The organism is Chryseobacterium sp. HR92 (assembly GCF_045689405.1).
Lineage (GTDB): Bacteria > Bacteroidota > Bacteroidia > Flavobacteriales > Weeksellaceae > Chryseobacterium > Chryseobacterium viscerum_A.
In genome coordinates, this window is the sequence record NZ_CP139139.1 from 1,352,546 (window position 1) to 1,368,003 (window position 15,458).

Below are 15,458 nucleotides of genomic sequence, written 5' to 3' on the forward strand. Positions count from 1 at the left end.
AATTAGAGGTTTTAAGTGGTTTCTCCAGGAATCGAACCAGGGACACATGGATTTTCAATCCATTGCTCTACCAACTGAGCTAAGAAACCATTTATGTTTTTGTTTATTACTTCGTTGTTTTAAAGTGATGCAAAAGTATAACATTTTATAATACCGCGCAAGTATTTTGTTTTATTTTTTTGAAGAAACCTTCTGGTATTGCTTGTTTTTAGTTTCAATGCTTTGTTCATCAGTAATTTGGTAGATTTTATTTTTTTTAATTTTTTTAAGAATATTATTTTTTAAATGCTTTCTATAATTGTATTTTCAGTACTGAATTCATTTTTTATCCCGAAACTACTGTCGCACTCTGTTTACGGACGAAAAATTATTTTATCGGATAAATTCCGAAAATTATTTTACTGTTTTGAAAGACCTTAAACAAGTAGTAAAATAATGTGATTTATAACAGAAATAACTTTCAAACACTTGATTAGTAGTGTTTAATGAACCTAACAAGTGTTAGTCGTAGAATTACTACACTTTTTTAAATTTAATCATAAATTTCATTTACGTTTTGTAATTACATCTATATTTGGTGATATAGAAAAACAAAATCATAAAAATATTTAACCATTAAAATTTACAAATCATGGCAGAAAGAAATTCAAGAGGAATTTTAAAATTCAACAACGGTGAAGGACAAAAGTTATTAAAACTTAATTACAGTGTATCAAGATCTACAGACGTTTCAGGACGTGTAGCATCAGATCCTTCCAATGCTCTTATCAAAATCACGGTAGAAGCTACTGAAAAATCAGACATTCTGGAAAGTTTATTGAACGGAAAGTATAAGCCTACTGTAGGAGAAATTACTTTCAATAAATCTCATGAAGAAGGAACTTTAACAACACTGAAGTGGAACAACGGTTATGTAATACAGCATGAGGTAGATTTTGATGCTGTAGATGAGAACAGTATGTACATCAGTTTTATAGTAAGTGCAGAACAGATAGATCTGGGGAATTCTTCTTACTTCGGAGCATGGCCTTCTTAAGCCTATTCAGAATTTAAATATCAGGCAGAACAGTACACCCGGTTCAAGGGAGGCTGTTCTGCCTTTTTTAACCTTATAGAACGACTGTTTATTTAAAATAAAGTTCTGAAAAAAACACCTAATCACTATGAATAAAAATATCTCGAATTCCGATAAGATTTCTGAGAATCATATTCCCGGAATCAACCGTGTGGTAAAGCTGGATATTGTGATTGAAGGCAAAATTATCAAACACTTCAAGCATTTCCGTTTACAGCAAAGTGCCAGAAGACATCACAATTTTGAACTTATTTTGGCCCATGATTCTCTTGGAGAAGCTCAAAACCATACTCTGGAACAGGCACGCCAGTTTTTGGGAAAGAGGATTACTATTGTCTTCAAATATAAAGACTATGAAAGTGAGAGTCCTGAAAGAACTTTTGTAGGAGTCATCACCAAAGCCGCATTCAGCCAGGAAAAAATGAGTTTGGGAAATATTGTACTGAGAGGTCAAAGCCCTACCATTTTGATGGATGCAGCTCCCCATACCCAGAGTTTTGGAGGAGATCAGGCTGTCAATACAGGAATCATTGCCAACAAAATATGTAAAGAAGCACTGGGATCAGAGAAATTTGATTTCAGAGTAGATACCCAGAATAAAAGCTATATCAATTATAGTGCACAATATAACGAAACCCATTACAATTATCTTGCAAGAACTGCAGAAGCATATGGAGAACAGTTTTATTATGATGGCGAAGTACTTCATTTCGGAAAACTTCCTCCTTCAGAAAAACCAATCCGGCTTGTATACGGAAGCAATGCAACAGATGTTCAGGTGGAGCTGAATGCTGTACATACCAACCCTCAGTTTTTTGGTTATAACAGCAGCAGCCATACTAAAATGGAAGGTTCTGAAAATAACATAAGACATTTAGGTGAAATACCATCCAAAGCTTATGAACTGAATAATAATATTTTTAAAACCCGTTCACTTTCTCCGGCACCTATCAATGCCAATATGTTTGTGGATGTGAGTGATTCTCAGAAAAGTGCTGCCGGAAGCGCTGCCGTAGAAGTATTTACTGTTTCAGGAAATACAACCGTTCCGTTTTTATATCCGGGTTGTCTTGCGGATATCGAAATGCGGAAGCCGGATACCAGCCAGACTTTTTATTTTACAAAACTTACAATTACCGAAGTTTCTCATGAAGTCAATGCCCGAGGGTATTACACGGGAAGCTTTGAAGCAATCGCTGAAGGTACAGGCTTTATGCCAAAACCTGAATTTATAGAACCTAAGGCTGAACCACAGGTTGCCACCGTTATTTCCAATACAGACCCGCTTAATCAGGGAAGAATACAGGTGAGATTTGACTGGCAGAAAAATCCCGATACAACTCATTTTATCAGAATGATGAGCCCTGATGCAGGAGGGACAGATGTGATCACTCAAAACAGAGGTTTTGTAGCCATACCGGAAGTAGGAGATCAGGTAATGGTAGGTTTTGAATATCATCATCCCGATTTCCCGTTTGCAATGGGAGGAATGTTCCATGGGCAGGTGGCATTGGGTGGAAGCATCAACAATCACCTTAAATCTATTCAGACAAGGAGTGGTAATAAAGTTATCTTTAATGATCAGGAAGGAAGTATTTTCATAGAAGATCCAAGCGGAAATACTTATTTAATGGATGGAAAAGGAAATATTGTTGTTAATGCTCCCAAAAATATAACCTTCACTGCCGGAGAAAATGTGCAGATCAATGCAGGTAAAAATATCATTGCTTCAGCGCAGAGAAATGTCAATATTATGGCCGGTGAAGATATCACGGAAACAGCCAATGATGATTACAATCTGACAGCAAGCAATATTATTGAAACGGCTGAAGCCGGCAGAAAATCTACAGCCAAAAATATTACAGAAAATATGGAGGCTGGCTCTTACATCAGTACAAAAGATGCCATCAACGTAGAAAGTGCCAAGGAAGTGCTTATCAATAGTGGTAAACAGGTAAAAATGCAGTAATATGGCAGGTGAAGGCGGAAATATCGTAAGAAATGTCTTTGGGAAGTCCTACAAGGAAGCTGAACATATTATGAAAGATGCTTCTAAAGGGACTCTGGATTTTAAATCTCCCCAGGAAAATACCTTTTATGGAAAAAAGGGAGGAAAGAAATTTGATGAATATCAGGCGAAAAAAGACAATACATTATTGGTAATAAAAGTAGAAGGCCCTTTAGATGATCATGGCGGAAAAATAGCAAAACCTAAAGAAGGAGAAAAATATTGGTTCAAAGCGACTTTTAACAGATCTGCAACGAAGAGTGAGTATAAAAAACTTCAATGGCAGGAAAAGATAAATGGAATATCTATTCCTTTCTTTTTTGATTATTCTTCAATCACAGGAAATACTTCGACTATTCAGGTGAAACTTCCCTGTTATGATATGCGTGTGTATGCCTATTTTAAAACTCCAATTGATAAGGTTAGTGTTGAGGTGAAAATAACCAATCCATTACCTCTTTATATTGACAGATTTAAAATTAAAGGAAAAGACAGGAAGGGAGTTAACATGGCAGATGATATGTGCTATGGCCTGGGAGTTTCCAATCAATATCCTTCCCGATACACTTTGCAAGATGTAGAAAGCAAAGGAATCTGGATCAAGTCAGAAATAAGAGACAAAACAGATGAAGAATTATGGACCGGTTTCAAACGTATGGTAGGAACACTTTTTTCAGTCGGCGAACTGGAAACGGTTGCATTTGATATGATTGAAAAGTTTAAACGAAGCGAAGGAGGAGAATATACTAGTCCTATCCTTACAAAACATGTACTTGCCCATCCATCAAATCAAAGATTCTGTTTAAGTATAGAGGATGAAATTGCTGACAGGATTAAGAAGAATCATGGAAGTATTGCATCCATTGAAGATGATGAAATACACTTTACAGATGATGAGGTTGGAAAGTTTGGACGAAGAGGATGGGGACATCCGCAGTTTTCAACCATGAAAGACACTTTTATAGGAGGACTCACCATCTGTATGAATGATACCTGGGCCTATGAGGTGCAGCTGACAAAATTTAATAAATCCGGAAATGGTACTTATGATGCAACCTATAAAGTTGCGTTATATGATCATTTTGGATTGGATATGCCGGATATTGAGAAGAAATATTACTATCTGCTTGGTTTCAGATACTGGTTTATTTTGCAGCATATCAGAGGATATCAACCTTTTATCACAAAAGTTGAATTTGAAAAAACTTTTAAGGAAAGTATCAACATTGGTAAGGCAGAACGTCAAAATAAAAGAAGAGCAGAGAAAGAACGAGAAGATCATCTTCGTAATATGGGCAGAAGAAGACCGGGAGAATATTAATTAACCATTAAACCTAATAGGAATTATACAAAAAAAAATGAAGTATTTGCAATCTATAAAAATGATCAAGATAGTATGCTTTCTTTTAATAGCACTGAGCTGTGACAAGAAACGGAATGACTTTATTCCTCTTGAACATATGACTTTTACCAATGCTTATTATAAAAATGCGGTCAAGATTTCATGCTATATTCTTATAGACAATCCGGAACCTACTGAAAGTGTTCTGAAAAAAGAAATTATAAAGTATGTAGAAAACAGATTGAAAAACAATCAGGTTCTTACAAAACCGGAAACATTCTCACTCAACTTTGTTTTTTACAGAAAAACGGATAATACTTCATATTTTATAACCAATAAGGAAAGTGCAGGAGAACTGTTAGGAGAAGAAATATCACATTATCAGCAGGATTATATAGCCAATTATCTGGTAAGCAAATGTGGAAAAGGAACAATAGAGAAAATATATCTCTACAATCTGCCGGAAGAGACAGTGGCAAGCAAAAACTGTGATAAATAGTGCTGTTTATTTTTAGAAAAGTGATACAATTAACGAAACATTTTATTCCAAAAAAATATGAGGAAAAGAATAATAACGGCGGGAGGATTTATAGGAATAGTATTCTCAATATGGGATTCCATGGTGGATAATGCTGATACAGCTTCATTAGAGGATCATTTGAGTGCCGGATTTGTTTTCAGCTCAGTTTTTAGTTTGAAAACATTGGTATATCTGATTATCGGAATAGTTTCAGGATGGATAATCAATTTTATGATCAATAAAATCAGCGAGCTACATAGAGAGTGGAATGACTTTTAAATTATAGGAAATAATAAAATCCAATATGGTAGAAACGAGAGTAAAACCTTTTCAGAAATATGCTTTAGGAACTCATGATTATCATGTGGAGAATGCTCTTGAAATACAGTTTGGAGAAGCAAAAGGGTTTTATTCATCTTATAGAATTACACTGCAGGAGAAAGAGAATGAAGATCATACAAAAAACTGGCTGATAGAAAAGGTAGATGATTCCTCTTTTCCCTCTGAAAATAAATTTATGGAGATCCTTTTTATTCTGGAACAGAGCTCTTATCCTCTGGAAATAAAAGTGGATGAAAAAGGAAGTTTTCTGAGAGCTGCAGACCATCATAAAAATATAGAAAACTGGAAACTTAAAACGGCAGGCCTTCAGGAAAAATACCAGAATGCTGAGGTCTTCAGAAATCAATATCTGGCTGCGTTTGAGGATGAAGCTGGTTTTTATAAAAACAAACTGAAAGAACCCTTCTGGAATCTGCTGTTATTTGCTCCTTATTATGTAGATAATGGAGGTGAAAACCCTGAATCTATTGTTTGGAATATCAAAGGAATTGGTGATGTAGAATGTTCAGGAGTTATCAGAGCAGAACAGAGGGACTATGGCTTTAATGCCTTTTTTACTTCCGAAATCAAAGTTCCGGAAACCCTACAAAAAGAATTAGAAAAGAAATACCTGTATCAGATGGAACACTATCAGGTGAAATTAAGCATAGAAATGGAATACAACTCCCGTAAAAAACAGTATTCCAAAAAGAAAGCTGACTTTATATTGTCAGATGGAGAAAAAACAGTATACCGGGAAACGATCACAATGACTTAATCTTTATGAACAAATGACATGGCGGATAAAGGATACATCATTATAGAAGGAGCCACTGCGTACTGCAGCAGCTCGGTAACCAACAATTCCAATGGAACCGCCGTTCCGATGGAAGTGAAAAGCCAGAAAAAAAAGCTGGGCAAAAACAAATATTTTGCACAGAATAAGCCTGTAGCAACTTACCTTGACGATAAAGCCGACAGCTTCGGTGGTGGCAACGGATTTGGAAACTGTAAAGGCTCAGATGGTAAAACTTACCCATGTAAAGGCAAATGCAGTATTAAATATAAAGACTATTATGAAAACGTAGAGTTCAACAAAAGTATGAAAATACTGTTGGATGCATCTACAGGAAATTGTCCGGGATATGGTGTTCCCGGAACCATTGCTTTTGCAACTACCGGGCAGGCTAATAATGTTTCCCAGATCGAAGTCAAAGAAGCAGATGAGTTTTCTGTAGCCAACACTTCACCACAATGGCCTTCATCTGCTGCGTCTGAAGCCAGCATATCTGTGTCATCAATTTCGATGATAAGACCAATACCGGCAGATAAACTTACCGAAAATTATTACTATATCAAAGGGATGAACGGACCGTTATTTCCCATTGCAAACCCTTTTGGAGGTGATAACCTGGATTTGAAAGCCCAATTTAAAGGTGATGAGAAGAAGATTATCTGGGCCCTTTTCAAAGGAGAAGGAACCAAAGATAAAGTAAAAACATTTATAGGATTGGGAAGCAATTTCAGCCAATCTATGAGCAAAATATTTGACAGTCTTGCAGAAGGGAAGTACAGACTCGAAGCCTATGGTAAAAAACCTGGAGATGCCAAATGCTGTATTAATGTGGAAGTAGTTCAGGATTTTGTCAAGAAAATTGTCAGTCCGGGTACTTCAACCCTAATTAAAATCCCTCTGCCTGTATCTATTGAACGTAAACTCAGCAGTGCAGCCGACCAGGCGAAAATATTGAACAGAGGTTTTATTATGCCCGTGAATAGTGTTCAATGGACTGTGAAGCAAGGAACAACAGTGCTTTATAGCAGTTATTCAGGAGTTTCTTCCTCGCATCTTGTGGATGTAACAGGTATTGGTGATCGTATATTTCTGACTTTTAAAAATGAAGGTAAATATACTGTAGAAGCATTTACAGACCCTACAGACCCAAAACCGCAGTCTATAGAAGTTAAAATAGAAAACAGCCTGGGGGTAATGGGAGTGAAAGGAGAACCGGGTCTGGTAAGATTCAGTGATACAATCAAAGTTCAGGCTTCCAAATTCAATGTCAATTATATACCTTCCGGAACCTCTGTATATTGGTATCTTAAAAAAGAGGGAATTGGAAGAGTAGCTTTATTTGAAAATTCACCTTCTTTCAAAACAGGTACCATCAGCAAGAAGGTTGCTGAATTGCTTTATAATGATGCCAAACTGGCCAGTGATCAGTATTTCGGGAAATATATATTGGAAGCGTATGCCAATCCGCTGGGAGAAGGAAAGCAGCCCGGATTTTCAGGATCAGACTGTTTTAATTTTGAGGTGATTCAAAATGTAATAGATAAATTCACCCTTCCAGCTACTAATATTCCAAAAGGAACCAAAGTAAAGTATACCGCAACGGCAAGAATTGCTACGCTGGCAGGAAATGAAGCTATAAAAATAGAAGTTCCAGATAAAGTGACCAATAACGGAGATGGAACCATTACGTTCAATGATCTCGGAGAATATACTATTTCTTCATATTTAACTGGAGATTATACCGACGGGAAGAAAATTGAGGTTAAAGTAAAAGTCTCAGAACCAATCGTAAAAAGAGCTCTTTGGGCCTATGGGACAGGAGTGAAACGTACTGAAACCGGTTTTGGAGAAGAAACGTATGGCTTTCTTGAAATTGATGGTCTTCAGAATCAGGCCTTAAAAGTAAAAGTATGGGCAAAAGGGGAAGGAGATGATTTCTATAAAGAGAAAGACAAATATATGCTGGAGGAAAAAACCGTTACACTTAACAATGAAGGTAAAGCTTCCTTCCTTATTACCACCAATGATGATTATAAGAAAAAACTGGCCGCAGCTATTCCAAAAACAACGGAAAATCCCAACCCGTCTTACCGTCTGGTATTTACAATAGAACTTCAGGCAAGCTCCTCCGCAGATATTGTTCTTCCCGGAAATATTACCATTCAGGGGACGCGTCCCGTAGTTGTAGACAATACTGTTACCTATCTGGAAGTTCTGGATTCCAATGAAGAACTGGTGATGACTTCCGAACAGAAAATTGTCTCCATCATGTTCTCCACAGAAAATGGTAAAGATATCCAGCGGGAGCAGACTTTCTATGGAAAAACCCACAAAATTTGGGTACATACCGTCAATATGACTGAAGAAGTTCTGAAAATTGATGTTTTGAAGGAGATTCCTAAAGAAGGATTAAATGAAAAAGATCATATAACCTATACCCACGAAAGCAAACAAAGTTATAACGAGGAAAAAACGGGAAAAGACGGCCTGCTGGAAGTTTCCTTTACTGCAAAAGAAGAATGGAAAAATCCGCCAAAAAACTTTGATTACTACATAGCACAGGTTTCCCGGCAAGTGCAAGACCCAGCCGATCCCAAAAAGAAAGTCTGGAAAATAGAAAAAAGCCAGTTTACAATTAATAGTACGCTTCCTGCTGATCTGGTTCGGACAGAGGATATGGAAAAACTGGGGATCAAAGCTTATAAAAAAGACGGAACACCTTTTACAAAAGAAGAAATGCTGGAATTAAGGAAACAGTTTATTTTCTATGAGGGTGGTTGCCTTAAAGTGTCACAGAAAGAAACACCTGAAGCCATTGATAATGATGTGATGCCTGTGGTTGTAGAAATGGCAGAGGTGAAGAGAGAGGGAGAAAATGGGTGCCCACGATGTAAAGCTGAAATTACAGTTGATATTCTCAAAAAAGTATATAAAAATGCAAAAGATGAGGATCTTCAAGAGTTAGCATTAACTTTAAATAAATACAGAAATATTTTTGAACTCAATACTTGCGCAAGAAAAGCTCATTTTTTCGCACAGTCATTACAAGAAGCAGGAACTAATTTAAAAGGAGGTCTTCATGGAGAAAGTTTAGATTATGCCGCTGAAGATTTACCAAAACATTTTAAAAACTTTAGGGCAAACCCTGAACTGGGGAAACAAAGTCCCCCTAATGATGAAGCTTATGAGTATGGTAGAAGTTCCAAAAACGGTTATAAATCTAATGAAAAAAAGATTGCAGAAATAGCATATGGAGGAAGGCTTGGAAATGAATCTGTTGATGATACATGGAATTTTAGAGGTAGAGGATTGTTGCAAATAACGGGAAAAGGTAATTATAAAGAAATTCAAAAGAAAATAGATGAAAAAGCGGGTGACTCCGGTGTTACAATTGTTGATGGAGTAGATAGGGACTATACCCCTAAGGAAGCTGCAATAACTGGGATGGCAGATTGGTATAAGGATTCTATGTATTTAAAAGCTGATGATACAGGTAAATTGGCAGATGATGTTGTTGTTGATTCAATTGTTGATATTCTAAATAAACTTACACCTTCAAGGCCGCATCGTAAAATTTGGTATCGTGGGGGTAAGCTGGATAATTGGGAGGTTAAAGCAGGAGATTCTATGAAGTCTGTATTTAGGGTAGGAGAATGTGGTAAAGGTACAGGATTGAATTTGGTAGGAGATGCTCCATGGTTTCAAGCTGCATGGAAAGAATATGAAAAATATAAAGGATTAAGAGAAATGGATAGTCCCTTAAAGGAAAAGATTACTGAGTACTTTGATGTTTCTTCTGCTGCTGGATTGGGTTATGATTATACAAATCCATGGTGTGGTGCATTTTTGGCTTGGTGTTTTGATCAAACTCAAGATTATAAAAGGATTAATACTCCTAAAAGCGCAGCTGCCTTTGGTTGGAAGGGAAGTACATGGGAAAATGGAGAGGATTGTAATGCTTTTGTTGGAGCTTTAATAGTTTTTGATTATTCACATGTGGCATTAATTGCTGGTGAAAATTTAGATGGAACAAGATATGTATATTTGGGAGGGAATCAAGGGAATGGAGAAAAAACAGCAGGATATCAAAAAATAATATTAGGTTCTGTTGATAAAGAAAGTAAATCGATTGTTGCTATTACTAAACCTAAAAAATATACAATATCTGTAAAAGATAAAGAACTTCCAAAGTATGATGTTAATGCTGAAAACACGAAAGAAAGTTCCAGATAATAAAATATAATTCATATGAATATAAAAAGTAAAATTAGATTAACGATATATTCCCTATTAATAATGAGCAGTTTAAGCTGCCAGGAAAAAAAACAAAGTTCTGACAATAATCAAAAGGCAATAAGTATGAATGATGATACCATAATACCAAAAGTTCTCAAGAAACAGTTGCGGGAAGGTTCAAATAAATCAATTGATGAAGCAGGAGCTGAACTAGTTAAAATACCATTTGATATAGAAGAACTGGAAGCATCAGCAGAAACTGCAAAAAAAATATTGCTGTCCAATGGGTTTAAGGAATTGTCTGATAACGAATTTAGTAGTAAGATTAAAGATATTTTTGGAAGGGTAATAGATTCTAATTCAGGCAATCCATTTTTGTATGTAAATTATTTTGATAAATGTGATAGAAGCTTTGTTACTTACAGTAATAATAGTGTGGATTATGAAGGAGGTTACATTGATAAACAAAGAAGACTTTTTACTGACTTTTATTATCTACCTGAAATTCTTGATTACCAAAAAGAATATCCCACACTAAATGAAGTTGAGTTTACTAAAATTACAAGAAAATCAAGTTCACAAGTAGATGTTGAAATTCCCCATTGGAAAGAGGTTGCCAATTTAAAAGAACAAAGAAAAGTAAATATCCAAAGAATCATTGCCAGAAATATGTATTTGTTCAATGATAATAAAACATATATCATTTGGTTGGTAACTCATGATAAAAACTTTATAAAGTTATTGGTTAAAAATTTTGGTTATGATAAGGAACCCAAATTTAATGAAATGCTTATTAATGAATATATCCAACCTAAAGACCAATATAAAATAGGTGAACTTATTTTCGCTAAAAATTGTAATAAAGAATTAGAAGTACGGGATGGAATATTACAGAGTTTGGCTGATATTTATCAAAAAAGCTCAAATCCTAAAGATTTATTTGGGTTAATGGAGTTCTGTTCAAAACTATTAGAAACAGATGAATACAATAGTTATTCTGAAAAAGAAAAGATTAAAATGGTAGCTTATCTAGCCAATACTTATGATTTTCTGTTTAAAAAGAATCATAGGAATCAGGAAGGTTGGGATCCCCGATGGAATATTTTAGGAGCATATTTTGAAGATGATTCAAAAAGTAAAATTAAGTGGTCTCAGCTTAAAGAAGAAATGCAAAAAAATAATTACTATAATTTATCTAACTTAAAAGAAGTTATCAACTATGCTGAAGGATTTGACAGTGTAGGTGCTCCGGATTAGTTTATAAAAATAAATGGTATCTTGACAATGAACAAAATAAAAGCCAGTTCCTAATATATCAGGAACTGGCTTTTATTTTTAAGTTATAATTTTAAGGAAGCGTAGAAAAATCGATATTAGGAGTCTGGGTAGGTGCAGTAATAGAAAACTGTGAGCCGGGAACAACTGTTGTATTAAAGAATCCTCCATTTTGCAAAAAGAAAGCATTGCCGCTTGTTCCTCCCATTGCATCTATTCTTTGTTTTGCATTATAGGTGTTATCTACACTGAACTTGGCTCCGGAAATAGAACTCCAGTTGCCGTCTGAAGTTCTTACCCATTGATTTTTGAATTCTGCTTTTCTGCCCTGATATCCATTTTCAGGATTGAAGTTTTCAACAAAACTGTAGAAGCTTTTAAGATAAGTACTTGTTTGAGGTCTCTTCCAGCTGGCGATCAGTTTCCATGTTGTAGTATCTGGAGATAAAAACCAGGCTGTGAAATCTGTTTTTCCGGTTCCGTCAGGTTCACCTTTTAATAAGAATTTATAGGTTTGTCCTGCACTCCAGTTGTATTTATAATAGCTTTGTCCGCCAGAACCCTCATTACCAAATTCTCCGATTGTTACCCCGGTACCTGCTCTGTTGAGAACAATTTTGTGATCAGGAGGGATATTATTGGGATCATCCGTTTCAAACGGACTCCATACAGAGAATAAAATTCTCCTTTCTGTAGCAGAATTAACCTGCATTCCAAAATAGCCTGCACTAAAGCCATTGGCCATAAAATAAGAACCAATTTTATCTTCTCCTGCCGGAACTGTTACTTCATTATAATAATAGCTCACATTACTGGTGGTTGGAATTACGTAGTTAAGGTGGCAGGAGGGCCCTCTGCGTGCCCAATAATAGTAAGAAGGATCATTACTGTAAATATTGGTTCCTGCGGAAGCTGCACCACTGAAGGTCACATCACTTACATCAGCAAAATATCCACCGGTTTTTGACACGCCCTGAAGATCAACTTTTACATAACCAGGAGAGGAAATAGTAAAATCCCCAACGGTATAATCCTTGTAACCCGATCCCGTTAAAGTAACATTTTTGGATGTCCCGCCTACAGTTACTTTTACAACACTTGTACCCGAAGGAACAGATGCTTTTAATCCGATGTTTAACGTTCCCGTATTACCCACCCTGAAATAAGTGCTTATAACAGTACTCGAGTTTGTCCAGTTACCTAAGCTGGAAGAAGTGATGACCTCACTGGCTCCCGAAGGTTTTACCGTTAAAAAAGAATTTCCGGCCACCGGAACACTGAAGGAAGATGCTTTTCTTAAAGCTGAGACATTTTTTTTTGTAGCAACAGTGTCTTCTGCTGTCATAGTATTTTCTGCACATGATTGAAAAACAAGCAGAGCAAGGATACCCAGAAAAGTATCGGCTAATAATTTTACTCTCATAAGTATTTGTAATTAGGTTTATCTTACTAAATTAAGTTTTACCTGTCAAATAAAAAATTAATTCCCATTATTTTGATTAATTTTTTTTGTTTTTAAACAAACATATTATTTAGAAATGAATGATACTTTATATGCTAGTTTTGAATATTTCCTGAAGAAACTAAATGGAATTAGTTCCAAAACATCGGTGAACTTGTTGTTTAATGCAAAGTCTTTTTTATAGTAAACAAAGATAGAATGAATTTCATTGATCCTTTTTAAGTAAATGAATAATCATAAAGCTTATTCAGCGACAGAGTTGCTCTTCTTTGCATCCTTAAATTTTAGGATAAGAAAATTTTTCTTTGTGTTAAATAAGGAGAAGATTCAAAAGGAAAGAGTTGCTTACAAAAAACAAAAAAACCTCTAAACTGAATTAGAGGTTTTCAAGTGGTTTCTCCAGGAATCGAACCAGGGACACATGGATTTTCAATCCATTGCTCTACCAACTGAGCTAAGAAACCATTTATGTTTTTGTTTATTACTTCGTTGTTTTAAAGTGATGCAAAAGTAGTAAGTTTTGGTATACAAAGCAAGTATACATCGTACTTTTTTTGAATAAAGTTAAAAACTTACTGATTATCAGCCGGATTATTTTCCTGCTCCTTTCTGATCTGTTCACTCATCTCTTCCAATACCGGTTTGATCGTGTTTTCTGGAAGATCACTGATTCGGATATACATCAATCCGTCTATCGCATCATTGAAGTTCGGATCTACGTTGAATGCAATTACTTTGGCGTTTTGTTTGATGTATTTCTTGATCAGAACAGGAAGTCTCAATTCAGGTTCAAGGTCATCAATAATTTTGTCCAGTTTATTAAGATCCGATTCCATTTCCTCAAAGAAAATGTTTTTATCCCTGTCACGAAGCTTTACCTTATATTCATTCCTTGGAGTGATATATTGTGCTACTGCAGAATCAAAATAATTTGAACGCATAAACTCAATCATCAGCGATTTTGAGAATTCCGAGAATTTATTGGAAATACTCACTCCACCCATAAGGAATTTATGGTCAGGATTTCTCAGGCACACATGCACAATTCCTCTCCATAAAAGGAAAAGAGGAAGTGGTTTCTGCTGATATTCCTGGCAGATGTAGGCACGGCCCATTTCAATCACCTTTTTAAAGAAAGGATGAATGTCCTGCTCAAACTCAAATAAAGAGCTTGTATAAAAGCCTTTGATACCATATTTCTTCATCACCTCTCTACCCAGTGCCATTCTGTAAGCGCCAGCCAGTTTTTTCTCCCCGTTGTCCCAAAGGAAAAGGTGGTGATAATGTTTATCATATTCATCAAGGTCAAAAGGAAGATTACTGCCTTCACCTACCGCGCGGAAAGTAAGCTCTCTCTGACGCCCGATTTCCCTCATAATGGAAGGGATTTCCTCGTAAGTAGTAAAGTATATCTCATAATTTCCGTTACTGAACAGCATTTTGTCAGTTCCTCTCAGTTTGTCAACATCTTTTATAATGTCTTCTACAGGAGTTTCGTCGATGATGTTCTGAACAATATTTTCTTCCTTCAGCAAAGGAAATTTTACTGATAAATTCTGAAGATTGATGCTTTGAGCAAGGGACTTTCTTTTTTCATAGTAAGATTTCATCATATACACCTTACGTTTCAGAAACTCTCCCAATTCCTCAATTGTTTCCATTTCATCCATTGCCTTTACAGTGATAGGGCGCCCGATTCTGATTCTGATAGGTTTTTCCCTGTCATTCATCATTTCTGCCGGAAGCATCAGGGTCTGTAAATTCGGATGAAGCTTAGCCACCTGATAAAAAAGTCTGCTGTTCTTAGCATGGAAATACATAGGAACTACCGGCACTTTAGCCATTCTTATAAGCTTAAGTGCCGTTTTTTCCCATTCCTTATCTAAAATTTCTCCGTAAGGATTGTTTTTGTTGGAAACTTCTCCCGCAGGAAAAATACCTACACAGCCTCCGTTTTGCAAATGCTTGAGTGTTTCACGCATACCTGAAGAACTGCTGTAAGCTTCTTTTCTGTTTTCAAAAGGATTTACAGCGATTACATACGGTTCCATAGGTTTGATCTTCTCCAAAAGGAAATTCCCCATCACCTTGAAATCCGGACGAACCTCTGATAAGACCTTGCACATCAGAATTCCGTCAATAGCACCCAGCGGGTGGTTGGAAACCAGAATAAACGGTCCCGTTTTCGGAATCTTTGCCAGATCCTCTTCAAAAGCTACATAGCTTAGGTTTCTTTCTCTCACAAATGAGTCGAAAAAGTCTTTGCCTTCCTTGTCTTTTAGTTTGTCGTATAATTTATTTACTTCGTTTATTTTAGCAATGCTCATCACAGCAGATGCTACCGGGTTCTTGAGGAACCCAAGTTTACTTAAGCCGGAAGCTTTGATCAGATCGTTTTTCGAAATTAAACTCATGTGTGTTTA

The 15,458-nt window shown here is 36.0% G+C and carries 10 protein-coding genes and 2 tRNA genes; 8 read left to right on the forward strand and 4 right to left on the reverse strand.

The window, feature by feature from the left end; translation table 11 throughout:
- Nucleotides 1-16 precede the first annotated feature (16 nt).
- Nucleotides 17-89, reverse strand: a tRNA-Phe gene (locus tag SFA27_RS06100).
- Nucleotides 90-631: 542 nt separating this feature from the next.
- Between SFA27_RS06100 and tssD the strand changes: the two genes are divergently transcribed.
- The 8 genes from tssD (at nucleotide 632) to SFA27_RS06140 (ending at nucleotide 11,555) form a co-directional block, all read left to right on the forward strand.
- The gene (gene tssD / locus SFA27_RS06105) at nucleotides 632-1,036 is read left to right on the forward strand and encodes a type VI secretion system tube protein TssD (RefSeq protein ID WP_047378579.1); all 405 of its coding nucleotides are present in this window, start codon (nucleotides 632-634) and stop codon (nucleotides 1,034-1,036) included.
- Nucleotides 1,037-1,163: 127 nt separating this feature from the next.
- Nucleotides 1,164-3,044 (forward strand): type VI secretion system Vgr family protein, encoded by a 1,881-nt coding sequence (locus SFA27_RS06110; protein WP_407297049.1) that lies wholly within the window; start codon nucleotides 1,164-1,166, stop codon nucleotides 3,042-3,044.
- Between the two features lies 1 nt (nucleotide 3,045).
- Entirely contained in the window at nucleotides 3,046-4,404 is a 1,359-nt protein-coding gene (locus tag SFA27_RS06115) for a DUF3289 family protein (RefSeq protein ID WP_407297051.1), read from the forward strand.
- A gap of 61 nt (nucleotides 4,405-4,465) precedes the next feature.
- Nucleotides 4,466-4,924 (forward strand): hypothetical protein, encoded by a 459-nt coding sequence (locus SFA27_RS06120; protein WP_407297053.1) that lies wholly within the window; start codon nucleotides 4,466-4,468, stop codon nucleotides 4,922-4,924.
- 57 nt (nucleotides 4,925-4,981) lie between these two features.
- Nucleotides 4,982-5,224 (forward strand): hypothetical protein, encoded by a 243-nt coding sequence (locus tag SFA27_RS06125; RefSeq protein ID WP_407297054.1) that lies wholly within the window; start codon nucleotides 4,982-4,984, stop codon nucleotides 5,222-5,224.
- A 25-nt stretch (nucleotides 5,225-5,249) separates the two neighbouring features.
- Nucleotides 5,250-6,044 carry a hypothetical protein gene (locus tag SFA27_RS06130; protein ID WP_407297056.1) on the forward strand — a complete coding sequence of 265 codons (795 nt, stop codon included), beginning with the start codon at nucleotides 5,250-5,252 and terminating at the stop codon, nucleotides 6,042-6,044.
- An 18-nt stretch (nucleotides 6,045-6,062) separates the two neighbouring features.
- Complete coding sequence (locus SFA27_RS06135; protein ID WP_407297058.1) at nucleotides 6,063-10,295, forward strand: hypothetical protein; 4,233 nt, start codon at nucleotides 6,063-6,065, stop codon at nucleotides 10,293-10,295.
- Between the two features lie 15 nt (nucleotides 10,296-10,310).
- On the forward strand, nucleotides 10,311-11,555 hold the full coding sequence (locus SFA27_RS06140) for a hypothetical protein (protein ID WP_407297060.1): 1,245 nt from the start codon (nucleotides 10,311-10,313) through the stop codon (nucleotides 11,553-11,555).
- Between the two features lie 91 nt (nucleotides 11,556-11,646).
- Here SFA27_RS06140 and SFA27_RS06145 read toward each other — a convergent pair whose 3' ends face one another.
- The 3 genes from SFA27_RS06145 to SFA27_RS06155 form a co-directional block, all read right to left on the reverse strand.
- Entirely contained in the window at nucleotides 11,647-12,996 is a 1,350-nt protein-coding gene (locus SFA27_RS06145; protein ID WP_407297061.1) for a DUF3472 domain-containing protein, read from the reverse strand.
- A 430-nt stretch (nucleotides 12,997-13,426) separates the two neighbouring features.
- A tRNA-Phe gene (locus SFA27_RS06150) sits at nucleotides 13,427-13,499 on the reverse strand.
- 108 nt (nucleotides 13,500-13,607) lie between these two features.
- A complete protein-coding gene (locus tag SFA27_RS06155) occupies nucleotides 13,608-15,449 on the reverse strand; it encodes a lysophospholipid acyltransferase family protein (RefSeq protein ID WP_047378569.1) in 1,842 nt (613 codons plus the stop codon).
- Between the last annotated feature and the right edge of the window lie 9 nt (nucleotides 15,450-15,458).